The sequence below is a fragment of the Mangrovimicrobium sediminis genome (genome assembly GCF_004745945.1).
GTDB lineage: Bacteria > Pseudomonadota > Gammaproteobacteria > Pseudomonadales > Halieaceae > Mangrovimicrobium > Mangrovimicrobium sediminis.
In genome coordinates, this window is the sequence record NZ_SRLE01000003.1 from 60,102 (window position 1) to 86,135 (window position 26,034).

A 26,034-nucleotide genomic window follows, 5' to 3' on the forward strand; every position below is an offset into this window, starting at 1 on the left:
GGGCTCAGCCGGGCGCCATGGCGACCGGGCAGGCAGGAAGCGACAGCAGGTTGTTCTCGGTCGTCTCGTCGGCCTCACCGCGATAGTACAGCTTGCCCTCGCGTACCACCGGCTCGTAGCCGAGCAGGATGACTACCTGTTCCATGATCAGTCCGTGCAGGTGTTCGGGACTGAGCGCGAGGCGCAGCACGCCGGGTTCGAGCAGGCGCTCGTTGAAGTCGTCGTCCAGGTCCAGTGCGCGGTACTTCTCGAACTCGCTGCTGCTTTCCATCAGCGTGTAGAGCTGGTCGTAGATCGCGTCGCCGACGTCCTCTTCGAAGGGCCGGCCGAGACCGCTTTCCAGGTCGGCGACCAGTTCGTTGGCCCAGTCGCGCAGGTACTCGTGCTCGAGGCGCCGGCGCAGGTCGCGCTCCTCCTCTTCGCTGAACAGGCCGATACGGGCGATGTATTCGTCCTGCGCATCCATGGTGATGCACTGGGGGCGATAGCGCTTGCCGGTGTAGAACTTGCCCTGCGGTATGCGCTGCGCCGGCGAGCCGCTGGAGTCACCCGCCGGCAACTGATAGATCTCGCTCTCCGCGTCGTCCTCGAGGTGGGTGTAGAACTCGCTGTCGCTGGCGTAATGCAGTGCCGCGGGTATCTCCTCGCTGGCGCGCTCGGCGCGAAACAGCAGTTGCGACAGAATCTCGCCGCCGAGCTGCGCCTCGCGCAGGTAGACGTTGGGGTAACCCTCGAAGCGTTTGCTGAGATGAATGCGCGCGGCGAAGCCGAAGCGATTGAGTTCGATGGTCTGGTCCAGCGCCTCCAGCAGCAAGGTGTGCAGGGTCAGGTAGAACGGCTCCCAGCGCTTGCGCGCCACCACGATGTCCACCAGCGGCAGTTCGAGTAGCTCCGATAGCGGAATGATCTGCTCGTCGGCGTCCGAGAACAGGTCGACGACGGCGCCGATAACGGTCAGCGGGAAGCCGGTGATGCTGAGCAGCCCGCGCCACAGGTCGGCGCGGGCATTGGTGGCCACGGTGAGGTCGCTCACCGGCAGGCCGTCGCGCTCGGCGGTCAGCGGGAACACGTCGAGGAACAGGTTACCCGAGCCGATGCCGAACAGATCGGCGAGGTAGGCGTCCAGTTGCAGCTCAATGCGCAGGCAGTCGAACTCCGGGCCATCCTCGTCGCCGGGGAAAGTCCGCGCTATGCTGCTGACGATCAGCGCTTTGAGATACCCGGTGACCAGGGGTTCGGGGTCGTCCTCTTCCGGTGCGGCAGTACCCAGGAACTCGCTGATCACCTCGGGCGGGATCGCCATGGGGAAGCGCATGCCGAGGAAGATGCCCTGCAGGTCGTTCTCGTCCAGTTCCTCCGCCTCGACAGCCGGCGCCAGCATCATCTTGTGCAGCGCATCGGCGAGCACGTTTTCCAGGAATCCGGGGCCGGTGGCGAAGGCGATGTCCTGCTCGTCGCCGAGGAAATCGACAAACTGCGAGAGGTCGCCGCGCGGCGCGACAAAACCCACCTCGTGGTCCAGCAGCACCAGGTTGGCGGCCAGGGCCAGCTTGTCACTACCTTCGAGGGTGTTCAGGTGCAGCACGTCCAGGCGCATCCCGTTCAGCGGGTCCAGTTGCGCCAGTAGCGCGTCGCGGATCGCAGCGGAGACTTCGTCGTCGGACTCGGCGAGAGTCTGCCCGGCTGCGGCGATAGCCGCGTTGAGCTCTTCCAGTACCGGTACCAGCGGGAAGAGCATGCCGGCGGTGGGGTCCAGCGGGTCGAAGGCAGCGGTCTGGTCGAGGATGGATTCGACGTGGAACAACTCGTCCAGGGCGGGTCCCGAGTCCGGGTCCTGCGCGTCGAAATCGCGCAGGTCGCGGGCCAGCGCCTGGATGTCGAGTTCGCGGTGAATGCGTGCGTAGATGTTGAGGTCCAGGGTCAGCTGGGAGCCGGCATTCGCGATCGCCCGGAACTGGATGTAGACGAAGTCCGCGAGGTCGGGTTCGTCCGGGTAGGTGGTGAAGCCGGCGTCGAAGGCGTTCTCATTGGTTTCGGCGTAGCTGAATCCCGGTGCGGCGGTGTAGGTGCGCGGCACCTGCTCGTCGGTCTGGGCGTTGATCTGCATCTGCAGGAACTGGTCTTCGTCGAGCGGGTTCGGCACTTCGAAGAAAGAGGGCAGGACCCCTGCGTCGAGCAGTAGTTGAGCGACGCGTGCCAGCAGGCGATGCGAGACGATGCACTCCAGGTCGAAACCGGTGCGTGCCGCGTTTGTTATATTCATGCGTGATCGAACTCTTGGAATTGTCCCCGCCCGAAGTATAGACAATCCGCCGGGCGGGTCCCGCTGGCGTGTGGTCGCAGCGTTTCAGTCCTGCGGACGGCCGATGGCCTTGAGCAGCACGTACCAGTGGCGCAGCTCCTTGTCGAAGGCGTCCACCGGGATACGCTCGTTGAGCCCGTGGTTGTAGTTGTCGCCCGACCACATGTAGAGCCCGTCCACGCCGTAGCTGGGGATGCCGGCGGCGCGAAAATGCATGCCGTCGGATCCGCCGGTGGACATGTAGGGCACGATCTCCAGGCCCGGGTAGTTGGCGTCCACCGCCAGGCGCAGGGCGGCGAGCAGGTCCTCGCGCAGGGGCGAGGCGTCGGTCTCGGTGGCCTCGTCGCGCTGCACGACGGCGATTTCCGGGTTGTCGATGACCCGCGCCAGGGTCGCCGCGGTGGCCTCCACGCCCTCGCCGGGGAACAGGCGGCAGTTGACCACCGCCATCGCGGTTTGCGGCAGCGCATTCTCCGCGTGGCCGGCGTCGAGCATGGTCGCGACGCAGGTGGTGCTGACCAGGCCGGTGTAGGCCGGGTTGGTGCGCAGGGTGGCCACCGCGTCCGCGTCGCCGGGATTGTCGGCGAAGGCCGCCATCGCGGCGCCCAGCTCACCGGGTGTGCGCCTGGCCTGGGCGGCAAAATACTGCCGGGTCAGGTCGTTCTGGCGTACCGGAAAGTCGTAGTCCTGCAGCTTGACCAGCGCGCCGGCCAGGTCGTAGATAGCGTTCTTCTGGGTCGGCCGCGAGCTGTGGCCACCGGGGCTGGTGACGCGCAGTTCATAGGTGATGTAGGTCTTCTCCGCCGCCTGGATGTCGTAGCTGACTGGCGCGCCGCCCGGCGCCGCCAGCGAGCCGCCGCCCATGTCCGCGTTCAGCGAGTACTCGCTGTCGGTCAACTCGCGATACTGGCCGACCAGCGCTTTGGTGCTCGCCATGTCGGTTTCCTCGTCGCCGCTGAAGGCCAGGATCAGGTCGCGGGCCGGCACGAAGCCCTCGGCCTTGAGTCGCAGGAAGATGGCGGAGGTGGCGACCAGGCCGAGCTTGTTGTCGGCGGTGCCGCGGCCGTAGTAGTAGCCGTTCTCTTTGGTCAGGGTAAACGGGTCGCGCTCCCAGTCCTCGGGCAGGGCGTCGACTACGTCCATGTGCGCGCTGATGCTGACCGGCTTTTTGCCGGCGCTGCCGTCGCCGCGGTAGCGCACCACCAGGGCCGCGGTTTCACCCACCGGCAGCACGTGGATGTCCTGCTCCGGGAAGCCCGCGGCGCGGAACTGTCCGGCCAGGTATTTGGCCAGTTCCGGCACCTTGCCGTGGCCCTGGGCGGTGCGCAGGGAAATGGCGTGGCGGTAGATGGCCAGGGCCTGGTCGTGATGGTCGTCGCTTGCCATGGCGTTCGGCGTGGCGGTGGCGCACAGCAGCAGCGCCAGCAGGGGGAGGGTCTTGTACATGGGATTCCGTCAGTCGCGTGGGCGCGCCGGCGGGCGGCGCAATGCCGCAACATAGCCCGTCCGCGGCGGGTGCACAAGCGCGCCGGGAGGGTGTGCGGTTATCCGCCTGCGGTGAAGGCCGCGGGGCCGCACCCGGCGCGCGGCGTCCTTGTCAGAGAACCGCAATGAAACCAACATATTGGCGTAACCTTTCCTTCACCTGATGCCCCTAGTGTGTAGGGCTCCCGTCAATTGAGGTATTCCCGATGTCCCGCCAGTTCCGTCGCCTGCCGCTCGTGCTCGCCTGTCTTCCCTGCGCTTCCGCCCTGGCGGCGGAGACCCCCGTCGCCTGGGACATGCTGGGCAGCACCAGCAGTAACCTGGTCGCCCACGTCAACGCCTTCGCCGGCGCCTTCAGCGATGCCGGTGATGGCGCGCAGAAATACCAGCGCGGGGTGTCCGCGACGATTCCCTTCCAGGTGCTGGACGACAGCCTGGTGAGTTTTCCTAGCGACACCCTGGGCATCATCGACGACAACAACAGCGACGAGTTCTTCGGCATCACCGACACGGTGAACGGCGACAACAACAGCGGTGACGTGCTGGCCACCTGGGAGTTCGACATCAGCGGCGCCACCGACCTCGGGCTCTCCCTGGACTTCGGCGCCATGGGCGATTTCGAGTCCTCCGATGTCCTCACCGTGAGTGCGTCCATCGACGGCGGCGCCGCACAGACCCTGTTCAGTGTGGTCACCGACGACAGCGCCGCCAACGACTACCAGCTGGCCGGCGGCGCCGTGGTCACCCTGAACGACCCGGCGACCCTCAACGGCACGCTGCTCGGCAACCAGTTGCAGACCTTCCGCGCGGCGATCAGCGGTACGGGCAGCAGCCTGCTGGTCACCGTCACCGCCAATACCGATGGCGGCAGCGAAGCCTATGCGCTGCAGAACCTGGTGGTGTTGGACGGTTTCGAGGACGGCGCTGGTCCTGTGCCCGTGGCAATCCACGAGGTGCAGGGCAGCGGCGACATATCGCCCCTGGACGGCGCGAACGTGACCATCGAGGCGGTGGTCGTCGGCGACTTCCAGAACAACGGCGAGGCCGATAGCGGCGAGCTCAACGGCTTCTTCGTGCAGGAAGAAGACGCCGACGTGGACGGCGACCCGCTGACCTCCGAGGGCGTGTTCGTCTACTACCCGGGCGGTGCGGTGGATGTCGCCGTGGGCGACCTGGTCGAGGTCACCGGCCTGGTGTCCGAGTTCAATGGCCTCACCGAAGTAACCGCCAGCGACGTGGTGGTGATGGCCAGCGGCCAGCCCCTGCCGAGCGCCGGCACGCTGACCCTGCCGGTGGCCGACATCGCCGACTTCGAGCCCTTCGAGGGCATGCTGGTGACCCTGCCGCAGTCCCTGGTGATCAGCGAGTACTTCAACTTCGACCGCTACGGCGAAATCGTCCTCGCATTGCCGCTGCCCGGTGAGGCGCGGCCGATGACCGCCACCGCGGTGGAACTGCCCGGCAGCAACGGCTACATGGACCGCGCCGACCTCAACGCGCGCTCGCGCATCACCCTGGACGACGGCCGCACCAGCCAGAACCCGGACCCGGCGATTCACCCCAACGGCGCCGAGTTCACCCTGGCCAACCGCTTCCGCGGCGGCGACCTGGTCGCCGATACCACCGGCGTGCTGAACTACAGCTTCGGCCTGTACCGCGTGCAGCCCACCACCGGCGCCGCCTACACCGCGGCCAACCCGCGCCCGGCCAGCGCGCCGGCGGTCGGCGGCAGCCTGAAGGTGGCCTCCTTTAACGTGCTCAACTACTTCACCACCCTGGATGACAGCGGCGCGATCTGCGGCCCGGCCATGAACCTCGACTGCCGCGGTGCGGACAACGCCGAGGAGTTCGAGCGCCAGCGCAGCAAGATCATCGCCGCCCTGGCCAAGCTGGACGCCGCGGTGGTCGGCCTGATCGAGCTGGAGAACAACAGCGCGGCCATCGACGACCTGGTCGCCGGCCTCAACGACCAGCTCGGCGCCGGCACTTACGCGGCGGTAGCGACCGGTGCGATCGGCGGCGACGCCATCCAGGTCGGCTTCATCTACCAGCCGGCCCTGGTCTCCACCCTTGGCGACTACGCGGTGCTGGACAGCAGCTTCGACGCGGACTACATCGACGACAAGAACCGCCCGGCCCTGGCGCAGACCTTCATGGACGGCAACGGCGGCGTATTCACCGCGGTGGTCAACCACCTGAAATCCAAGGGTTCGGACTGCGATGACATCGGCGACCCGGACATCGGCGACGGCCAGGGCAACTGCAACGGCACCCGCACCGACGCGGCGCGGGTCCTCGGCGACTGGCTGGCCACCGACCCCACCGACAGCGGCGACGGCGACTTCCTGGTGCTCGGCGACCTCAACTCCTACGACAAGGAAGACCCGATCATCGCGCTGCAGAGCGCCGGCTACGTCGACCTGCTGGCCAGCTTCGGCGGCGAGTACGCCTACAGCTACGTGTTCGATGGCCAGTACGGCTACCTCGACTACGCCATGGCCAACGGCCAGCTCGCCGGCCAGGTGAGCGGCGCCGCGCCCTGGCAGATCAATGCCGACGAGCCGGACATCCTGGACTACGACACCAGCTTCAAGCAGCCGGCGCAGGATGCGCTGTTTGAGGCCAACGAGTTCCGCAGTTCGGACCACGACCCCGTGGTTGTCGGCCTGGACCTGAACGTGCAGCCGCGCGAGGGTCGCGACTGCGTGCGCGGCGGCTGGCGCGACCTGTCCCGGCCCGACGGCACGCCGTTCGCAAATGCCCGTCAGTGCCTGATCTACTGGTTCAGAACCAGTAGCCGGAGAGAGGGGTCAGAGCCACGGCTCTGACCCCGGGTGCAACCCCGTGAGGCAGGGGCCACGAAACAAGGGGTCAGAGCCACGGCTCTGACCCCGGGCTCAACCCCGGCAGGCAGGGCCATGAAACAAGGGGTCAGAGCCACGGCTCTGACCCCGGGTGCAACCCCGTGAGGCAGGGGCCACGAAACGAGGGGTCGGAGCCATGGCTCTGACCCCGGGCTCCGGCCCGCACCCTCACATCGCGTCCGCCACCTCCGCCTTGCGCACCAGCTGCACAAACTCCGCCCGATACCCGTAGGGATCATCCCCGCGACTCGCCTGGGCCAGCCGCAGCACATCCTGGTAACCCCACTCGCCCGTGTACTTGCCGCCTTCGAGCAATTGCGCGAACCCGGCCACCGCTGTGGCAAAGTCCACCTCGCGGCGCAGCGCCGGGGTACTGTCATCGCGCAGCGGGATCGGCTGCTCGATCAACCGCGACTTGTCCTCGCCCGGCAGCTTGTAGCGCAGGCGCAGGAAGCCGTACTCGTCGCCACGCGCATCGCCTGCCTCGGCCTGCTCGCGGTAGCGCGAGGCGGAGAACACGCCGCTGTCGCTGCCCGCGGGAGTCATCTCGTAGATCGCCGTCACGCTGTGCCCGGCGCCGATGTCGCCGGCGTCCACCGCGTCGTTGTTGAAGTCCTCCTCGGCCAGCAGGCGGGTCTCGTAGCCGAGCAGGCGATACTCGCTCACCGTGGCCGGGTTGAACTCGACCTGGATCTTGACGTCGCGAGCGATGGGGAAGAGTGAGGAGGTGGCCTCGTCCACCAGCACTTTCTGCGCCTCACCGAGGGTGTCGATGTAGGCGGCGACGCCGTTGCCGTTCTGTGCCAGCACCTGCATCAGCGCGTCGTTGTAATTGCCCTGGCCGAAGCCGAGCACGGAGAGGAACACGCCGGATTCGCGCTTGCGCTCGACAAAGTCCTGCAGCGCCTCGCGGTCGGTGATGCCGACATTGAAGTCGCCGTCGGTGGCGAGGATCACGCGGTTCACGCCGTCCTCGATAAAGTTTGCCTCAGCCAGCTCGTAGGCACGCTGGATGCCCTGGGCGCCGGCGGTGGAGCCGCCCGCCTGCAGGCGGCCCAGCGCGTCGAGAATCTTCTGTTTCTCGCTGGCCGGGGTGGGCTCGAGTACGGTGCCCGCGGCGCCGGCGTAGACCACCATGGAGACCGTATCCGTCGGCTGCAGGCGCGACAGCAGCAGGTGCATGGATTGCTTGACCAGCGGCAGCTTGTCCGGGCTGTTCATGGAGCCGGAGACGTCGAGCAGGAACACCAGGTTGGCGCGCGGCTGGGCGCCGTCCAGTTCATAGCCCTGGATGCCGATGTGCACCAGCTTGTTGCCCGGCTTCCACGGCGAGTCGGTGACGGTCACGTTGGTGCTGAACGGACGCGAGCGGTCTTCCGGCAGCGGGTAGTCGTAGGGGAAGTAGTTGACCATCTCCTCCAGGCGCACGGCGTCCTTTTGCGGCAGCACGCCGTGGTTGAGCTGGCGGCGCACGAAGCTGTAGGCGGCGGTGTCGACATCGATGGAGAACGTGGAGACGGGTTCCTCGCCGACGCGTTTGACCGGGTTGGTTTCGGTGGCCTCGAACTTGTCGCGGCCGGTGTCCTGGTAGTACGGGGGTGGACTGGCGTCATCTGCACTCACCTTGCGTCGCGCAGTGATCACCGCTTCCTCGATCGTGAGGGCGGGCTGGCTCATCCGGGAGGCCTGTGGCGCAGGCGCCGCGACCTCTGCCGACATTTCCATATCCTCTGCGGCGAATGCGCTCGGGGCGGTAACGATGACTTCTTCCAGTGAGTCCTGGCGCAATTCGAGGCTGCGCTCCGAGCGCAGGATCTCGTCGTAGGCATCGCTGTCGGCGAGTCCGCCGAGGCTCCCTTCGAGTCCGCCGCGCTGCGGCACCTGCAGGACGATAAACACGCCGAGCACGAGCACGGCGGCGCTGGCCAGGCCGCTGATGAACCAGCGCTGGGCGGGGTTGTGGGCACTCAAGACATTCATGATGGATCTCCCGATGGATGGTTTGTCGGGAGTGGGACGCGCACCCGCGGCGAATCCTTGGTCGCCGGGTGCAGTTTTTTTCCGCTCTTGTTCCCCAGTACCCACCGCGGCGTTCTGCACGGTGTTCTCTGCGGCGTTTTCCAGCTGCACCGCATCGAACGCCTGTAGCGCCGCCTCGCGGGCGCGCCGGCGGGCATCCTCGTCGGGTGTCGCGTCGGGGGTGGCATCCACCCGCGCGAACAGGTGTTTCAGTTCGTCGTCTTGCATACATCGACTCCCGGCGGCACCTGCTGTGCCAGCCGTTTGCGTATCTCGTGCAGGCGCCAGGACACGGTGGACTCCTTGACCTGCAGTACATCCGCCGCCTCGGCGTGGGTGAGCCCCTCGGCCAGCACCAGCACCACGGTCTCGCGGTAGCCCTCGCCCATCGCCGCCACCTGCGCCAGCACCTGGGCCAGCATGACCGCGGGCTCTGCGCTGTCCGCGGCGGCGGGTTCCGGCGCCTCGCTCTCCCGTACAGGTGGTCGCGCGCGCTGCCAGTCCCGCGCGCAGTTGATCACCAGGCGGTAGAGCCAGGTGCTGAACGCGGATTCAAAGCGGAACTGGCCGATGCTGCGGGCCAGTTTGATGCAGGCCTGCTGGGTGACATCCTCCGCGTCTTCCCGGCTGCTGCAGAAACGACGGGCGAAGCGGTACATCGTCGCGTAGTGGTCGTCGACGAGTCTCGAAAAGGCGTCGCGGTCGCCCGCCTGGGCGCGCCGGATGATGTCCTCTGGGTCCGTTGTCATGGCCAGTCGGTGGCTGTTTGGGTATGAGACGCGCGGGTGGCCGCAATCCTTGGGCGCCGGCGCTGATTATTTTTGTCCCGTGAACCGGGATGATAACCCGGCCGCCGCGTTTGCGGGCATGCCGGGTGGTGGGGAGGGGTTGTCAGGCGCCGAGTAGCACCGCAGCGAGCCAGGGGACGGCCAGCCAGAGCAGGCCCTTGGCGAGGAAGAACAGGAATCCGGCCAGCCCGAGGCGGGTCAGCCACGGTGGCAGGCTTTGCTGGTACTTGGTCAGTAGTGCTTGCATGGCGTCTGTCTCCACAGGCGGTAGTGCGGGAGCCGCGCTCGGCCCCCGGACACGATCAGGCAGCTTCCGGTGCGTGCGCCGCGCGGCGACGACCCGGTATAGGAATAATCATCGGCACGCGGCGGCGATACTCGAGGTATTCCGGGTGCGCATCGATCAAATCGCGTTCCTCCAGCTGGATGGCGACCAGGATGTAACCGGTGGTGCCCAGGGCGAACAGCAGGTGGGCGACGGTCATGACCGGGGTCATCCAGAAGCCCAGCAGGAAGCCCAGGTACAGCGGGTGGCGGCAGAAGCTGTACATCAGCGGGGTGACGAAGCGCAGCTCGGTGTAGGGCTTGTTGCGCAGGTTCAGCCACACCTGGCGCAGGCCGAACAGGTCGAAATGGTTGATCAGGAAGGTGCTGCTGAGCACGATCAGCCAGCCGAGCACGAACAGGGTCTGCAGCAGGGCGACCAGCAGCGGCTGGTTCACCGCCCAGATCACGCCGCCCATCGGCTGCCAGAACACGAACAGGGCGATCAGCGCCAGGCTCGAGGCCAGTACATAGGTACTGCGCTCGATGGCCTGGGGTATGAACCGGGTGATCCAGCGCTTGAAGAACGGCCGCGCCATCAGGCTGTGCTGCACGGCAAACAGCGCGAGCAGGCCGAGGTTGACCAGCAGGGCGGTGAGCAGCGGCACCTGGGGTGCTGAATCGATGCCCTTTGGCACGTAAATGTTGCCAACGAAGCCGATCGCGTAGAGAAATGTCAGGAAAAAGACGATGTACGACAGCGCCCCGTAGGCGAAGACCAGAATGCGTTGCATGAGGGTGACTCTCCAGTGTGTTATTCACTGCCGGCCCCCGTGGCCGGCGTTGGGCACACTGTGCGCCAGAACCCCGTCCCAGTCCTGATCAACCCCTGACGCGTCCATGACCATTTCATGACCACGAAAAATCACCAATAAATACAACGAACTACGCTCACTACCAAAAAAGATACGACGACAGGACAAAAGTCGCGAACGCCAAAACTGCCCGAAAACTCCGTCCAGCAAAAGCAATTCCCGGAGCGACGATCCAGTTTTGGGAGCCCGCTCACAAAACCCGCCCCCGAAAAGTGGGGTCAGATACGACTTTTAATGATGTCCACGGTGGAACTCCTGGCCTGGCACCTTTTTCTTTGGTACTGGGAATCCTCCCGATGAAAACCAATGCCGCAGGAACTGAATGCCGGAGGCCCGTGGGGAAGACAAACATCATTTAAAGGCGTATCTGACCCCACTTTAGGGGGTGAGGGTGCGGTAGCGAGTGAGGGTGGCTTCGTTGTCCGGGGTCCAGCGGGCGCCGGCGAGGGTTTTGGCCTGTTCCATGAGGGCGACGGCCTGGGGTTGCTGGTCGCTGGCGTGGGCGAAAGCGGCCTGGGCCTGCAGGGAGTCGCTGCTCGGCTCGAGGGAGGCGAGGGCGCCGGCCAGCGGGGCTGCGCTGTCGAGGTCGCCGCTGGCTACCAGCGTCTGCAGCAGGGTGCTGGTGATGGCGACTTCCTTGCCGCTCCAACTTGTCTCGCGCACGCGCGCCAGGGCCTGCTGGTAGGTTGTCACGGCCGCTGCAAGGTCGCCGCGCGCCAGGGCGATCTCGCCGAGCAGTTCCAGGGCCTCGATCTCCGGTTGGTTGAGTCCTGCCTCGCTGGCCGCGGCCTGAACATCCCGGGCGGTCAGTTCCGCCGTTTCCAGTGCGCCCTCGTCGAGGTCCAGCCGGGCGAGCATTACGTCCACCTGCAGCACCCGCATGCGGTCCTGGATGGCGGCGAAGACCTCGCGGCTGCCCCGGTAGTGCTCGCGGGCCGCGGCGCGGTCGCCAGCGCTGGCCTCGGCCGCCGCCCACTGCGCCAGCGCGGTGCCCTGGTAAAGGCGGTCGCCGGTTTCCAGGGCGGTCTGGTAGGCGCCCGCCGCGGCCTCGGCGGCGCGGTCGAACTCGCCGCGAGCCTCGTAGAGCACGCTCAACTGGCCGTAGACGCGGCCCACACCGACCCGGTCGCCGATTTCCTCGCGCAGGGCCAGGGAGTCGAGGTGGTAGCCCTCGGATTCATCCAGCCGGCCCATTTCGCGCAGCAGGTAGCCGGTGTTGTTGAGCATCATGGCCTCGTTGCGCCGGTCGCCGGCCGCACGGAAGGCGGCGATGGCCTGGTCGAGGTAACCGCGGGCCTCCACCAGCTCGCCGCGGTCCATGCACAGGTTGGCGCGGGCGGAATAGACATGCCCGGGCAGGCTCTCGCGGCCTGCCGCGCGGTAGTCGAGGACGGCGAGGTCGAGAAACTCCTCGGCCCGTTCCAGGTCGCCGCGGTCCTCGAAGACGATGGACAGGTTGTGCAGCAGTCGCGCTGCGCTGTCGTGGTCGCCCACCGCCCGGGCAACCTCCAGCCCCTCGCGGTGACTGGCCTCGGCCTCGTCGAGCCGGCCGGTGCGGTTGAACATGATCCCGCGGGTCATCAGTACCAGTGCGAGCTGGCGGCTGGGCCCCAGCGCGCGCTGTTCCTCGAGCAGGGTGTCGAGCAACTCCCCCGCCAGATCCGGTTTGCCCAGCACGCGCTGACAGGCAGCGTACTCGTAGCGCGGCGCGAACAACCCCGGTTCGTGTTCGATGATGACGTGAAAGTACGATACGGCCTCGGTGCAGCGCCCCTGCAGGGAGAGGTCCATGCCGCGGGCGAAGGCCTCGTTGTTGAATGGGTCGCTGGAGACCACCGGCGAATCGGCGGCGCGCACGCGGCGGCCGAGCAACCGGCCGTAGAGGCTCTGCACCACGCCCTCGGCGAGTTCGGTGGCGGTGTCGCCGACCATGGTGCCGCGCTGCACCTCGCCATCCGGCCCCAGCAGGCTGTAGTTCATGCGCAGGCCGCGACCCTCGGCGACCAGTTGCATGCCGAGCAGGTGGCTGGCGCCGTACACCTCGCGCAGGCGCGCGGCGAGCGTCTCGCCGGTGTCGTTCTCCAGCCCGGATGTCCAGCCGATGCTCTCGGCGAGGCTCACCACGCTGCCGTCCGCCACCACCGCCAGGCGGCCTTCGGCGCCGAGCAGGTTGCTGACGAAGCTCATCAGGCCCAGGCGCGTCCAGGCCAGCTCGGCATTTGCCGTCTCGTCCTGCAGGGGCAGCACCGCGATGCGGGTCTCGCCGGCATCCGCGGGCACCGGTCGCAGCCAGGCCCAGGCGGCGACCACGACCAGGCACAGCGCAGCCAGGGCCAGGATCCAGTTCCGCAGCGGACGCCCTCGCGATGCGTTGCCGGTCGCGGCAGATACTGTCGGCCCGGCGCCAGGCTGAGCCGCGCTGGCCGGGGAGTGAGGGTCCCCGGCTGGATCGACAGAAACCCCCGTCGCGGCCGGCGCCGAGGATTCCGCACCGGGGTCCACCGGCGCAGCGCCACCCTCTGCGGCACGCGCCTCTTCCAGCAGCCCTGCCACAAAGCGGTAACCGTGGCCGTGTACCGTCTTGATGAAATCCTGCCGGTTGGCGTCGTCGCCGATCGCCTTGCGCGCCTTCATGATGGCCCGGGTCAGCGCGGTCTCGGTGACCACCATGCCCGGCCACACCGCGTCCTGCAGTTCCCCCTTGTCGATGGCGCGGTCGCGGTGGGTGATGAGGTAGACCAGCAGGTCGAAGGCGCGCGGCTGGATGTCCACCGCACGCCCGTCGCGGCGCAGTTCGCGCAGGCCGGTATCGAGGGTGAACTCGCCGAAGCGGAAGAGTGGTTGGGGGGCCGGGTGCATCCTGCGTTCGCCTGTGTTCCGCTGCCGGGTGTGGGCCGCCAGTGTAAAACCAACTTGCCGTGCGTCCAAAATCGCGGCTGCGGGTCGCTCGTTCAGTGGCAGTTTACTGACATAAAGCCATAAATAGGTAAGAATGATCGACGGACTACCCTGCCGGCCGCCGGCGAAGCCCCCGCACCGGGCGCTTCGGCACCCGCGGTTTCCCCGGAGCGCCCCACGGGCGCAGGGCAGGCAGTTCGCCTCACAGGCCAGAATCACAATAACCGACCCCTGACAGGAGGAAGGAAAGCAATGCAGTCACTGCAATTTGCCGCACCAACGTCCCTCGCCGAAGCCGCCGCGCTACTCGGTGGGAGCGACAACCCCAAGGTCCTCGCCGGCGGTACCGACCTGCTGGTGCAAATGAAACTCGGCCTGCGCGAGCCCGCGCTGGTGGTGGACATCAAGCGTATACCCGAACTCGGCGAGGTCAGCCTCGGCGCGGACGGACTGCGCCTGGGCGCCGCCGTGCCCGGGGCGGAGGTGACGGCGAATGCCGACATCGCCGCGCTCTACCCCGGCTTCGTCGAGGCGCTGGGGCTGATCGGCTCCACCCAGGTACAGGGGCGCTGCTCACCCGGCGGCAACCTGTGCAATTCCTCGCCCGCGGCGGACTCGGTGCCGGCGATGATCGCCTGCGGCGCGCAGTGCAACATCTACGGCCCCAACGGCATGCGCAGCGTACCGGTGGAAGCGTTCAACACCGGCCCCGGCCGCAACTGCCTGGCCGCGGATGAAATCCTCGTCTCCCTGGAATTCCCGCGCCCGGCGGCGCGCAGCGCCGACGCCTACCTGCGTTTCATCCCGCGTACCGAGATGGATATCGCCGTGGCCGGCGCCGCGGTGGCCCTGACCCTGGACGATGCCGGCGTGTGCACCGCCGCGCGTGTCGCCATCGGCGCTGTCGCCCCCACCGCGCTGCTGGTGCCCGCCGCGGCCGAGGCCCTGGTGGGCAGCAAGCTCGACGACGCGGCCCTGGCCGCCGTGGCCGAAGCCGCGTCCGCCGCCGCCAACCCGATCAGCGACAAGCGCGGCACCGCCGAGTACCGGCGCAAGGTCGTCGGAGTGCTCGCCCGCCGGGCAGCGCTTATCGCCCAGTCACGCGCCCAGGCCGAGGAGTGAACACATGACCACGCAAAAGAAGCTGCATATCAGCACCACGCTCAACGGCGAGCCCTGCGAGTTCCTGTGCGAACCCGGGCAGATCCTCTCGGACGTGTTGCGTAACACCCTGAACCTCACCGGCACCAAGGAAGGCTGCACCACCGGCGACTGCGGCGCCTGCTCGGTGATGCTCGACGACGCCCTGGTCTGTTCCTGCCTGGTGCTGGCCGCGGAGGCCGAGGGCAAGTCCATCGAGACCGTCGAGGGCGTGGGCCACGAGGGGCAACTGCACCCGGTGCAGGAAAAGCTGCTCGAGCACGCAGCGCTGCAGTGCGGCATCTGCACCCCGGGCATCGTGGTGGCGGCCAAGGCCCTGCTGGAGAAAAACCCGGACCCGAGCGAAGAGGAGACCCGCTACTGGCTGGCCGGCAACCTCTGCCGCTGCACCGGTTACGACAAGATTATCCGCGCGGTGATGGACGCCGGCGCGACGATGAGGGGGGAATAACGCCATGACCAGCGACATGACAGTAAAGACCCAGTTCCGCCACGTCGGCTCCCGCCCGGTGCGCCCGGACGGCCTGGACAAGGTCACCGGCCGCGCCAGGTACGGCGCCGACATGAACCTGCAGGGGCAGCTCTACGGGCACATTATCCGCAGCCCCCACGCCCACGCGCGCATCAAGTCCATCGACTTCAGTGAGGCGCTGAAAGTGCCCGGCGTGCTCGCCACCATGAGCGGCGCCGACCTGCCGGAGCCGGGCGAGGCGCTGATTCCCGGCGCCGAGATCGAGATGAAGCTGAAGAACGTCTCGCCGGTGATCATGGCGCGCGACAAGGTTCTCTACCACAGCCACGCGGTGGCGGCGGTCGCCGCGACCTCGCCGCGCATCGCCGCCGAGGCGGCGAAACTGGTGAAGGTGGAGTACGAGGTGCTGCCCGCGGTGCTCGACATGCACGCGGCGCTGGCCGAGGATGCGCCGCTGCTGCACGATGACAACTTCACCGTGGGTATCGACCCGCCGCCGGAAAAACCCTCCAACGTCTCGGTGCAGATCGAGATGGCCAAGGGCGACCTGGAGGCCGGTTTTGCCGCCGCCGACGTGGTCATCGAGCGCACGGTAAACGTGCCCATGTGTCACCAGGCGTATATCGAGCCCCACGCCTGCGTGGCCAAGGCCGACGAGAAAGGCCGCATCGACATCTGGTGTACCACCCAGGGTCCGTTCGTGGTGCGCCTGCTGGTGGCGGAGATCACCGGCATCCCGCAAAAGGACATCAAGGTCACCGCCTCGGAAATCGGCGGTGGTTTTGGCGGCAAGACCACCGTGTACATCGAACCGGTGGCCGCGGTGCTGGCGAAAAAATCCGGCCGCCCGGTGAAGATCGTCATGTCTCGCGAGGAAGTGTTCCGCGCCTCCGGCCCGGTGTCCGACTCCGAGACCCGGGTGAAGATCGGCGCGAAGAAGGACGGCACCATCACCGCCATCGACTCCGACATGATCATGAATACCGGCGCCTACTCCGCCAGCGCGATGTTCGCCGGCGTGCTGTTCGGCACCGCGCCCTACACCGCCGAGAACATCCGCAGCAAGGGCCGCGAGGTGCTCACTAACCTGCCTCGAGTATGGGCCTACCGCGCGCCCGGCGCGCCGCAGGCGCTCACCGCGGTGGAGTGCGTGGTCAGTGAACTGGCCGCCGCCATCGGTATGGACCCGATCGAGTTCCGCCTGAAGAACGCGGTACAGGAGGGGGACGTGCCCCTGTACGGCATGCCGTTCTCCGCCGTGGGCCTGAAGGAGTGCCTGCAGGCAGCGAAGGATCACCCCAACTACCAGGCGGCGCTTGGCGAAAACCAGGGCCGCGGCGTGGCCTGCGCCTTCTGGATCAACGCCGGCATGCAGTCCAGCGCCAGCATTCACGTGACCCCGGACGGCGGCATCAGCGTGATGACCGGCAGCCCGGACATCGGCGGCTCGCGCGCCTCCATGGCGCTGATGGCGGCGGAGGTGCTGGGCGTTCCGGTGGAAACCGTGCACCCGGCGGTGGTGGATACCGACTCCATCGGCTTCTGTGACGGCACCGGCGGCAGCCGCACCACCCTGGCCACCGGCGGCGCGGTGATCCAGGCCGCGGAGAAGCTGGTCGAGGAACTGCGCCGGCGCGCCGCCGCGGCCTGGAGCGTGTCCATCGACGACGTCGCCTGGCTGGACGGCAAGGCGGTGGAGCGCTGCGGCGTGGGTATCGACGAGCTGATCGAGGGTACCTCCCCGGTCAAGGACGGCGCCAAGGTGCTGACCCTGGCGGAGATCGCCCTGACCGCCGGCGCCACCGGCGGGCCGCTGACCGCGGTGGCCTCGCTGCACGCGCACAACTCGGCGCCGTCCTTCGCTGTGAACGTGTGCGACGTGGAAGTGGACCCGGAGACCGGCAAGGTCGATGTGCTGCGCTTCACCTGCGCCCAGGACGCCGGCAAGGCGATCCACCCCGCCTACGTGGAGGGCCAGATGCAGGGCGGCGCGGTGCAGGGTATCGGCTGGGCGCTGAACGAGGAGTACCTGTTCAACGCCGACGGCGTACTCGATAATGCCGGCTTCCTCGATTACCGCATCCCGGTGGCCTCGGACCTGCCGATGATCGACACGGTCATTGTCGAGGTGCCCAACCCGCTGCACCCCTATGGCGTGCGCGGGGTGGGCGAGGTGTCCATCTGCCCGCCCATGCCGGCGGTGGTCAGCGCGGTGAACAACGCCGCGGGCACGTTGCTGTACGACCTGCCGATGTCGCCGCCCAAGTTGCTGGCGGCGATCGACGCCGGCTGAACCGGGGCTTACCGACGGGCCCCGGGTTTGGCGAAGGTCGTTTTATCCGCCGAGATGCAGCGCTTCACTGGCGGCGCGCGGGAGGTCGAGGTAGAAGCCGAAGACTTCCCGGCGCTGCTCGCCGAGCTGTGCCGGCGCTTCCCCGACCTGGGTGAGGATACCGTCCGCAAACAGTCCCTGGGCATCGACGGCATGCTCATCCACACCCCCATGCTGGAAACCTTCGGCCAGGACAGCCAACTGGTGTTCGTCACCCGGATTGCCGGGGGCTAGTCTCCCGGTACACTTCTTAACGCACTGTAATACTGCTTTGCCATTTGCCGGGCGCGATAGCGCGCGGACTGGTGCATAATGGCGGGCCTGTGCGGGCTAGCCCTGCGCGCCCGGCCCGCCCAGCGGAAACGAACGACGGCCGTGGGTCGTCCGTGGATTCAAGCCTGCTCTCATGCCAAAACTCGTCAAGAATGTGCTCGCGCCGCTGGTCCTGCTGGGGCTCGCGGTGCTGGTTGCTATCGCCATGGTCAAGTCCCGCGAGGAACTGCCGCGCCGCGAGCGCGAGGCCAGCCTGCCGGTGGTGGAAACCGCTGTCGCGCAGCCCGGCCCGGTGCCGGTCACGGTGCACTCGCGCGGCAGCGTGACCCCGCGCTGGACCACGGAACTGGTCAGCGAGGTCGCCGGCCGGGTGATCTGGGTGGCCGAGGAGTTCCGCCAGGGCGCCCAGGTGCGCGCCGGCCAGCCGTTGCTGCGCATCGACCCGATCGACTACGAGGTGGCGGTGTCCACCGCCGAGGCCGCTCTGGCCAGCGCCGAGCTCTCGCTGGCGGAAGTCTCGGTAGTGAAGAAGGAGGCCGCCATGGAGGAGGCCAGGGCCCAGGTCAAGGCCGCCGAGGCGCGCCTGCGCCAGGCCCGCGTCGACCTCGAGAACACCACCATCAGCGCACCCTTCGACGCGGTAGTCGACGCCAAGCACGCGGATCTCGGCCAGTACGTGTGGGCCGGGGTCACGGTGATGAAACTGCTGGGCATCGAGATGGCCGAGGTGCGCCTGCCGGTGCTGGCGTCGGATGTCAGCTTCCTGCACTACGGCGCGGACGCGGACGGCAGCTGGCACACGGCCACTCTGAGCGCCGACTTCGGCGCGGAAAAAGCGCAGTGGACGGCGCGGCTGGCGCGCCTGGAGCAGCGTGTGGATACGCAGACCCGGGTGTATTTCCTGGTCGCGGAGGTCGACGAGCCCTACAAGGCGGGCGATACCCGGCCGCTGACCATGGGCCTGTTCGTCGAGGCGCAATTTTCTGGGAGCGATATCCCCGACGCGGTGCGCCTGCCGCGCTCCGCCCTGCACGCCGAGAGCTATGTGTATGTGCTGCGCGACGGGCGCATCCACCGCCAGCCGGTAACCCTGCTGCGCCGCGAACAGGACACCGTGATCCTCGGCGGGCTGGCCGAGGGGCAGCGCGTGGTGCTGAGCCGCCTCGACCTCATGGTCGACGGCATGCCGGTGCTCGAAGCCGGAGCCTCCTGAGATGCAAAGCGGGCAGGAAAGAGGCGTCATTGCATGGATGGCCAACAACCCGGTGGCCGCCAACCTGCTGATGCTGGTGGTCATGCTCGGCGGCCTGGCGGCGACCAGCGACCTCACCAAGGAGGTGTTTCCCTCCTTCCCGCCGGAGCGGGTCACGGTCACCGTGCCCTACCCGGGCAGTTCGCCGGAGGAGGTCGAGGCGGGCATCGTGCGTATCATCGAGGAAGAGGTGCAGGACATCGTCGGCGTGAAGGAGATCTCCTCGGTGGCGATGGAAAGCGTCGGCATCGTCAACGTGCAGATGGAAGCCGGCGCCAACATGGAACAGGCCTTGGCCCAGGTGAAATCCCGGGTCGATGGCATCGCCTCCTTCCCCGCGGACGCCGAGGAGCCGGTGGTCGAGGAAGTCATCGAGCGCGGCGAGGCGATGAGTGTCAGCCTGTACGGCGCGCTCGACGAGTTCCAGCTGCGCGAGCTGGCGGACAGCCTGCGCGAGGAGATCCTGCTCATCCCGGGTATCACCCAGGTGGCGATCGAGGGTGCGCGCAACTACGAGATCTCCGTCGAGGTCTCGGACGCGGCACTGCGCCGCTATGGCCTGGCCTTCGACGACGTGGTCAACGCCGTGCGCCTGGGTTCGCGCGACCTGCCCGGCGGCCGCCTGCGCACCCGCGAGGGTTCGATCACCCTGCGCTCCGTGGGCCAGGCCTACAGCGCGGAGGAGTTCGCCGCCATCCCGCTGGTCAGCCGCAGCGACGGCACGCTGATCAGCGTCGGCGACATCGCCACGGTGCGCGACGGCTTCGAGGAGCAGCCGGTGCTCAGCCGCCTCAACGGCAAGCCCTCGGTGACCCTGCGTATCGACCGCGTGGGCGAGCAGGACGTACTCGCCATGACCGAGAACCTGCGCGCCTTCGTCGAGCGCAAGCAGGCGGAGCTGCCCGAGGGGGTGGAACTGGTCGCCTGGCTGGACGCCAGTGTGGTGCTCAAGGGCCGGATCGGCCTGATGCTGAAGAGCGCGGCCCAGGGCGCGGTGCTGGTGGTGATCACCCTGGCCCTGTTCCTGAACACCTCGCTGGCGCTGTGGGTGATCCTCGGCGTGCCGTTTTCGTTCCTCGGTGCGCTGATGATGATCGACCTGCTCAACGTCGACGTGTCGATCAACATTCTCTCGGTGTTCGGTTTTATCCTGGTGCTCGGCATGCTGGTGGACGACGGCATCGTCACCGCGGAGAGCGCCTTCGCCCAGCTCGAGGAAGAGCACCAGGGGGTGGACAGTATCGTGCGCGGGGTGCACCGGGTGGCGACGGCGACCATCTTCGGCGCGCTGACCACCATGATCGCCTTCACCCCGGCGGCGCTGTTGACGGAGGGGGTGGGGCGCTTCCTCTCGGTGCTGGTGCCGGTGGTGGTGTTCAGCCTGATGTTCTCGTTGCTGGAAACCAAGCTGATCCTGCCCTCGCACCTGCGGCATATTCGCGCCCATAGCGGTCCGCCGGACAAGCGCACCCTGGGCGGCAAGCTCAAGGCCCTGCAGCTGAGCTGCTCGGGCTGGCTGCAGCGGGTGGGCGACGAGCGCTACCGCCCCCTGCTGGAACTCGCAGTGAACTACCGCTACCTGACCCTGGCGGTGTTCGTCTCCGGCCTTATCGTCAGCCTGGCGCTGGTGCCCTCGGGCATCGTGCGCTTCGTGTTCTTCCCCGATGTGGCCTCCAACTACGTCACCGCCGAGCTGAAGATGCCCAACGGCACGCCCTGGCAGAAGACCCACGAGTACGCGGTGCGCCTGGAGGAATCGGCGCTGGCCATGGACCGCCGCTACCGCGAGACCACCGGCAGCGAGACCGGCGTGGTGCTCGAGATCCGCACCCTCGCCACCAGCGACAACGAATCGCAGTTGATCGTCGAACTGGTGCAGAGCACCGAGCGCGAAATCACCTCGGTGCAGCTGGCGGCGTGGATGCGCGAGGCCCTGGGCGAGTTGCCCGGGGTGCAGACCCTGGTGTTCGATGCCAACGCCGGCCCGCCGGTGGTGCCGGTGGATATCGAGCTGATCGGGCAGGACCTTGCGGAGATGCGCAGCGCGGCGCGCGAGCTGAAACAGGCGCTGCTGGATTTCGAGGGCGTGTCCGACGTGCGCGACACCTTCGACGCCGGCGCGCCGGAACTGGATATCCACGTCACGCCGGAGGGCGAGGCGCTGGGCCTGGGCCAGGCGGAGCTGGCGCGGCAGGTGCGCCAGGCCTTCTTCGGCGCCGAGGTACAGCGGGTGCAGCGCGGCCGCCACGAGGTGCGCGTCTACGTGCGCCTGCCGCAGGAGAGCCGGCAGTCGCTGGAGGCCCTGCACTCGCTGTGGATCGACGTGCCGGGGCACGGCAAGGTGCCCTTCGACGTGGTCGGCGTGGCCAACGAGCGCACCGGGGTCAGCGTGATCAATCGCTTCAACCGCAACCGCGTGGTCAACGTGCGCGCCAATGTCGACAAGGCGCGGGTCGAGCCGGCGGAGGTCAACCAGGAGATGGTCGAGCGCGTGCTGCCGCAGATCTTCGAGCGCCACCCGGGCATCACCCACCGCATGTCCGGTGAGGCCGAGGCGCAGGCGGATTCCACCGACTCGCTGGGTCTGGGCCTGGCGGTGGTGCTGGTGCTGATCTACGCGGCGCTGGCCATCCCGCTGCGCAGTTACGCGCTGCCGCTGATCATCATGTCGGTGATTCCCTTCGGCCTGGTGGGCGCGGTGTGGGGGCACTGGATTCTCGCCAACTCGCTGAGCATCCTCTCGCTGATCGGCATGATCGGTCTCACCGGCATCGTGGTGAACGACAGCCTGGTGCTGGTGGACCATATCAACCACCGCCTGGACGACCGCGGCGAGTACTGGGAGGACGCCGTCATCAACGGCGCGGTGCGCCGCTTCCGCCCGGTGGTGCTGACCTCGCTGACCACCTTCGTCGGCCTGGTGCCGATCCAGCTGGAGACCGCGATCCACGCGCAGTTCGTCAAGCCGATGGCGATCTCGGTGGCCTTCGGCGTGCTGTTCGCCACCTTCGTGACCCTGGTGCTGGTGCCGGTGCTGTACTACGTGGGCCAGGACCTGCGCGCCCTGGCTGGCCGCGCCGTCGGGCGCGGCGAGGGTCGGGAGGAGGAGCTGGCCGGCTAGCGCTGGTCAGCTAGCGTAACCCGGCCAGGTTCGCCCAGCGAAGTTCGCCCAGCTGATTGCGGAGAAAGGCCGGGCGTCGGCTCAGCCGGGCGGCTGGCGTCGCTGGTAGCTCACCGGCAGGCTGGATATCGAGCGCGAGGCGATGGTCGGCTGGAAGCGGATCTCCTCCGGCGCGATGGCCAGGCGAATGTCCGCGAAGCGCCGGATCAGTTCCTGCGCCGCCACCTTCAGTTCCATGCGCGCCAGCGAATTGCCGATGCAGCGATGCACACCGCCGCCGAAGGTCGCGTTGCGGCCGAGGTTGCGGCGGGTCATGTCGAACTCCCGCGGGCACTCGAACTGGCGGTCGTCGTCGTTGGCGGAGGCGTAGAGCAGTAGCAGGTGCGCGCCCTCGGGCAGTTGCTTGCCGCCCACCACCACTTCCCGGGTCGTGGTCCGCGACAGGCCGTGCACCGGCGGCTGGATGCGCAGCAGTTCCTCGACGAAGCGCTGCACGTAGCGCTCGTCGTCGACGTTCTCGTACAGCGATTGCGCCAGGTCCGGCTGGGTGGCCAGCAACAGCATCATCTGGCTGAGCGCCGCCGCCGTGGTGTCGTTGCCGGCGATCATCAGCGCGCGCACCAGCGACACCACTTCCTTGAAATTCAGCGTCGGCTGCGCCTCGTCCTCGGCGCGGGCATGCACCAGGTCGGAGATCATGTCCTCGCGCGGTTCACGCTCGCGCTCGCGAATCTCGGCGATGAGAAAATTCTGCAGCTCGCAGATCAGCCCGGCGTTCTTCACCATACCCTCGTGATCCTGCATGCGGCCGATCTGGGCGGTCACCGCGGAGGACCAGTCGCGAATCTTCTGCGGGTCGTACTCGCTGATGCCGAGCTGCTCGCAGATGATGCTGATGGTCATGGGGATGGCGAAGTCCTCCACCGCGTCGATCTGCCCGCGCCCGGCGAGCTCGTCGAGCATCTGGCCGACCACGGCGCGGATGCGCGGTTCCAGCTGCTTGACCCGGTGGGCGGTGAACGCGGCCTCGAGCAGCTTGCGCACCCGTGTGTGGTAGGGCGGGTCGGACATGATCGCGTCCGGGAAGAAGCCGCCGCCGTCGCGTTCCAGTATCTCTCTGAACTCGTCGAAGAAGCCCTTGGCGTACTGGTCCTCGTAGCCGTGTTTGACCGAGAAGGTGACCGGGTCCTGGGAGATGGTCATCACGTCCTCGTAGCGCGAGACCAGGTACTGGCCGAGTTCCGGGTCGAAGTAGATCGGCTCCTCGGCGCGCAGCTGGCGGTAAAACGCGAACGGGTCCTGGTGGATGATCGGGTCGGTGAGGGTGGCCTCGCCTAGGGGGAGATTGGCGTGGTCCACCGGGCAGGAGGCGGGTGCTTGCTGGTTGTTATTATTGCTCATGGTCGTGACCTTCCTGGCGCGTCTGCGCGCCGCCTGTCAGGAGAGAAAGTTGAAACCGCCGCTGGCCTCGATCACCTGGCCGGTGACCCAGCGCCCGTCCGGCGAGGCCAGGGCGTAGACAATCGCGGCGATGTCCTCGGGCTGGCCGAAGCGGCCGAGCAGGGTGTTGTCCTCGATCTGCTTGCGGATCGCCTCGTCGTTCATCTCGTGTTCGTTGGCGTCGGTGGCGTTGAAGCCGGGGCATACCGAATTCACCGGGATGCCGCGCGGGCCGAGTTCCTTGGCCAGCACCTTGGTGAACATGTCCAGCGCCGCCTTGCTCATGCTGTAGACGACGAAGTCCTTGCCCGCCAGGCGCGAGGCGGCGGAGGAGATGTTGATCACCCGCCCGCCCTCGCGCAGGTGTGGCATCAGCGCCTGGGTGAGGAAGAAGGTGATGCGCACGTTGTTGTTGAAGGTGTGGTCGTAGACCTCGGGGGTGGTGGTGGCGATACCGCCGTAGACCCCGCCGCCGATGTTGTTGACCAGGATGTCCAGTTCGCGGCTGCCGGTTTTTTCCTCCAGCGTGGCCAGTACCGCCGCGGCGAAGGCGGTGATGGAAGCATCGTCGGTGAGCGCGGCCTGGATGGCCACCGCCTGTCCGCCGCGCGCCTCGACAGCGGCGACCACTGCCTCGGCGGCCGCGGTGCTCGTGGCGTAGTTGAAGATCACCAGTGCGCCGGCCTCGGCCAGGCGCTCCACCATGCCCTTGCCCAGGCCGCGTGCGCCGCCGGTGACCAGGGCGGTTTTGCCCGATAGCGTGTTTGACATCTCGACTCCCTGTTTTTCGAATTCTGTGGCGTGCCGAAAGCGTGCCCCGCTGGTCCCGGTCGGGTACGGCCGGGGCTATTTATGACACGAGGTTTTGATTATAGAGGTAAGCAGCTGTTTACCTCCAGCGGGAGGGGGTACATCAGTTGTTTTATTTGCGCGGTAGGTCCGGCCGCGTGCAAGTGCCCGTTGGGCGGCCGCCATCCGGGCCACGTCGCGGGAACAGGCCCCCGGCGCGTTTGGCGCCGGGGGGGCGGGATCAGAAGCCGAGGTCCTTGACCGGGCCGTCGAAGTTGCCGCCCAGTTCCCGGTTCGCCGCGGCCAGCTTGTCCGCCTCGACGCCGGTCAGGTAGCCGTCGATGATGCGCTGGTAGTTGCTGATCAGGCCCTCGATCTGGCCGGACAGGCGCATGTACTCGAAGCCCTCGGCGTGCAGGCCGAGCTGCTGGTCGGGGATGTTCGAGTAGTCCTGCCGCGGAATCGGCGGGAAGTCGGGGCTGTCGTAGGGCAGTACCGTCGGCTCCATCGGCGGCTCCGGCTCCTGGCCTTCGGGGAAGTGGGTCAGCGACCAGATCTCGAAGATACAGCTCTCCGGCCCCAGCGGGCGAATGCGGTAGGAGGACATGCTGGTAAAGGTGGGCAGCAGGAAGTAGTGCGGGAACAGGAATTCCACCGCCTCGACATGGTTGTTCTGCATCACGTCGAGCAGGTTGGGCACCGGCTCGCCGCGCGCGCTCAGCTGTTCGGTGATCTGCGCCGCCACTGCGCCGTACCAGGTCATCATCGCCTGCGCCGGGTCGTCCGGCAGTTCCATGTCGACCAACTGGCGGGCGATCTCCACTTCCTTGGCGTGGATCATGCCGGCCATGCCCTCGCTGAGCAGTTCCATGCCCTTGAACGCCTGCTCGATGTTCTGGCGCACGGTCAGGTTGGGGTTGATCGGCGAGCCGATGCCGCCGGTGTCGTGGCCGTAGCGGGTGTTGTACAGGGACGGCTGTGCGCGCTGCAGCTGCGGGTGCGTGCGCATCACGTGGTAGCCCTCCTGGAAGGCCTCCATGGCGATTTTCCAGTTGGAGGGCAGCACGGTGGAGAACCACCACTCGGAGCGCATCTTGCTCATCCCGCGGGCCTCGAGGTTGTCGGCCACCGGGCCGATGCACTCGCGGAAGGAGGGCGCGTTGTCGTCGAAGTTGATGAAGGCGCAGCCGCCCCACAGCTCGACGCGGCAGGGCTTGAGCGCCAGGTCGTCGGCCTCCAGCTGGCTCTCGTTGAACAGGTGGCGGCCGTAGACGAAGGTGTTCTCACCCTCGATGTTCCAGCGCCAGCCGTGGAAGGGGCAGATGAAACCCTGGGTGCGGCAGTTGCCGTGGGTGCCCTCGGTCACCGGCACGCCGCGGTGGCGGCAGGCGTTGTGGAACGCCTTGACGCCGTCGTCGCCCTCGGCGGTGCGCACGATGATCACCGACTTGCCGATGTTGGTGTACTCCACCCAGTCGCCGATGTTCTGTATCTGCTCCAGGCGGCAGGCCATCTGCCACACGTGGGGCCACAGGCGTTCGCACTCCAGCTGGTAAAATTCGTCATCGTAGTAGCGCTGGGTGGGAATGCGCGTCGGGTCGGTGATCTGGAACGGGATGGACTGCGGGCTGGTGAGCGGTTTGTTCATGGCGAGCGAGTACCTCTGGAGTTATCGTTCGGCAGGGCCTGCAACTGTTCC

General features: G+C 67.4%; 17 protein-coding genes. 7 read left to right on the top strand and 10 right to left on the bottom strand.

The genetic code is table 11. From position 1 onward, the window contains the following. Positions 1–4: 4 nt before the first annotated feature. Positions 5–2,263 (bottom strand): hypothetical protein, encoded by a 2,259-nt coding sequence (locus tag E4634_RS03245; protein ID WP_135441178.1) that lies wholly within the window; start codon positions 2,261–2,263, stop codon positions 5–7. A gap of 84 nt (positions 2,264–2,347) precedes the next feature. Beyond that, positions 2,348–3,748 (bottom strand): M20/M25/M40 family metallo-hydrolase, encoded by a 1,401-nt coding sequence (locus E4634_RS03250; protein WP_135441179.1) that lies wholly within the window; start codon positions 3,746–3,748, stop codon positions 2,348–2,350. A gap of 245 nt (positions 3,749–3,993) precedes the next feature. Here E4634_RS03250 and E4634_RS03255 point away from each other — a divergent pair, with 245 nt between their 5' ends. After that, complete coding sequence (locus E4634_RS03255; RefSeq protein WP_135441180.1) at positions 3,994–6,615, top strand: ExeM/NucH family extracellular endonuclease; 2,622 nt, start codon at positions 3,994–3,996, stop codon at positions 6,613–6,615. Between the two features lie 204 nt (positions 6,616–6,819). Here E4634_RS03255 and E4634_RS03260 read toward each other — a convergent pair whose 3' ends face one another. The 5 genes from E4634_RS03260 to E4634_RS03275 form a co-directional block, all read right to left on the bottom strand. Beyond that, complete coding sequence (locus tag E4634_RS03260) at positions 6,820–8,898, bottom strand: vWA domain-containing protein (RefSeq protein WP_135441181.1); 2,079 nt, start codon at positions 8,896–8,898, stop codon at positions 6,820–6,822. Then, entirely contained in the window at positions 8,880–9,419 is a 540-nt protein-coding gene (locus tag E4634_RS03265; protein WP_135441182.1) for an RNA polymerase sigma factor, read from the bottom strand. Before E4634_RS03265 ends, E4634_RS03260 begins: the two co-directional genes overlap by 19 nt. A gap of 142 nt (positions 9,420–9,561) precedes the next feature. Beyond that, the gene (locus E4634_RS21430) at positions 9,562–9,705 is read right to left on the bottom strand and encodes a hypothetical protein (RefSeq protein ID WP_167854754.1); all 144 of its coding nucleotides are present in this window, start codon (positions 9,703–9,705) and stop codon (positions 9,562–9,564) included. A 55-nt stretch (positions 9,706–9,760) separates the two neighbouring features. Continuing rightward, a complete protein-coding gene (gene mddA / locus E4634_RS03270; protein WP_135441183.1) occupies positions 9,761–10,516 on the bottom strand; it encodes a methanethiol S-methyltransferase in 756 nt (251 codons plus the stop codon). Between the two features lie 459 nt (positions 10,517–10,975). Beyond that, positions 10,976–13,456: a tetratricopeptide repeat protein gene (locus tag E4634_RS03275; protein ID WP_135441184.1), complete on the bottom strand. Its 2,481-nt coding sequence runs from the start codon at positions 13,454–13,456 to the stop codon at positions 10,976–10,978. A gap of 291 nt (positions 13,457–13,747) precedes the next feature. Between E4634_RS03275 and E4634_RS03280 the strand changes: the two genes are divergently transcribed. The 6 genes from E4634_RS03280 to E4634_RS03305 all read left to right on the top strand — a co-directional run bounded on the left by E4634_RS03280 (position 13,748) and on the right by E4634_RS03305 (position 22,106). After that, positions 13,748–14,617, top strand: coding sequence for an FAD binding domain-containing protein (locus E4634_RS03280; protein WP_135441185.1), 870 nt, complete (start codon positions 13,748–13,750; stop codon positions 14,615–14,617). Positions 14,618–14,621: 4 nt separating this feature from the next. After that, the gene (locus E4634_RS03285) at positions 14,622–15,107 is read left to right on the top strand and encodes a (2Fe-2S)-binding protein (RefSeq protein ID WP_135441186.1); all 486 of its coding nucleotides are present in this window, start codon (positions 14,622–14,624) and stop codon (positions 15,105–15,107) included. A 4-nt stretch (positions 15,108–15,111) separates the two neighbouring features. Then, a complete protein-coding gene (locus E4634_RS03290; RefSeq protein ID WP_240725067.1) occupies positions 15,112–17,421 on the top strand; it encodes a xanthine dehydrogenase family protein molybdopterin-binding subunit in 2,310 nt (769 codons plus the stop codon). A 27-nt stretch (positions 17,422–17,448) separates the two neighbouring features. Beyond that, positions 17,449–17,694, top strand: coding sequence for a ubiquitin family protein (locus E4634_RS03295; RefSeq protein ID WP_135441187.1), 246 nt, complete (start codon positions 17,449–17,451; stop codon positions 17,692–17,694). A 172-nt stretch (positions 17,695–17,866) separates the two neighbouring features. Then, positions 17,867–18,946 carry an efflux RND transporter periplasmic adaptor subunit gene (locus E4634_RS03300; protein ID WP_135441188.1) on the top strand — a complete coding sequence of 360 codons (1,080 nt, stop codon included), beginning with the start codon at positions 17,867–17,869 and terminating at the stop codon, positions 18,944–18,946. Position 18,947: 1 nt separating this feature from the next. Continuing rightward, positions 18,948–22,106, top strand: coding sequence for an efflux RND transporter permease subunit (locus E4634_RS03305; protein ID WP_206046779.1), 3,159 nt, complete (start codon positions 18,948–18,950; stop codon positions 22,104–22,106). Between the two features lie 81 nt (positions 22,107–22,187). Here the strand turns inward: E4634_RS03305 and E4634_RS03310 are convergent, their stop codons facing one another. The 3 genes from E4634_RS03310 to E4634_RS03320 all read right to left on the bottom strand — a co-directional run bounded on the left by E4634_RS03310 (position 22,188) and on the right by E4634_RS03320 (position 25,983). Beyond that, on the bottom strand, positions 22,188–23,507 hold the full coding sequence (locus E4634_RS03310) for a cytochrome P450 (protein WP_135441189.1): 1,320 nt from the start codon (positions 23,505–23,507) through the stop codon (positions 22,188–22,190). 36 nt (positions 23,508–23,543) lie between these two features. Beyond that, positions 23,544–24,317 carry an SDR family NAD(P)-dependent oxidoreductase gene (locus E4634_RS03315; RefSeq protein ID WP_135441190.1) on the bottom strand — a complete coding sequence of 258 codons (774 nt, stop codon included), beginning with the start codon at positions 24,315–24,317 and terminating at the stop codon, positions 23,544–23,546. Positions 24,318–24,576: 259 nt separating this feature from the next. After that, positions 24,577–25,983, bottom strand: coding sequence for an aromatic ring-hydroxylating oxygenase subunit alpha (locus E4634_RS03320; protein WP_135441191.1), 1,407 nt, complete (start codon positions 25,981–25,983; stop codon positions 24,577–24,579). Between the last annotated feature and the right edge of the window lie 51 nt (positions 25,984–26,034).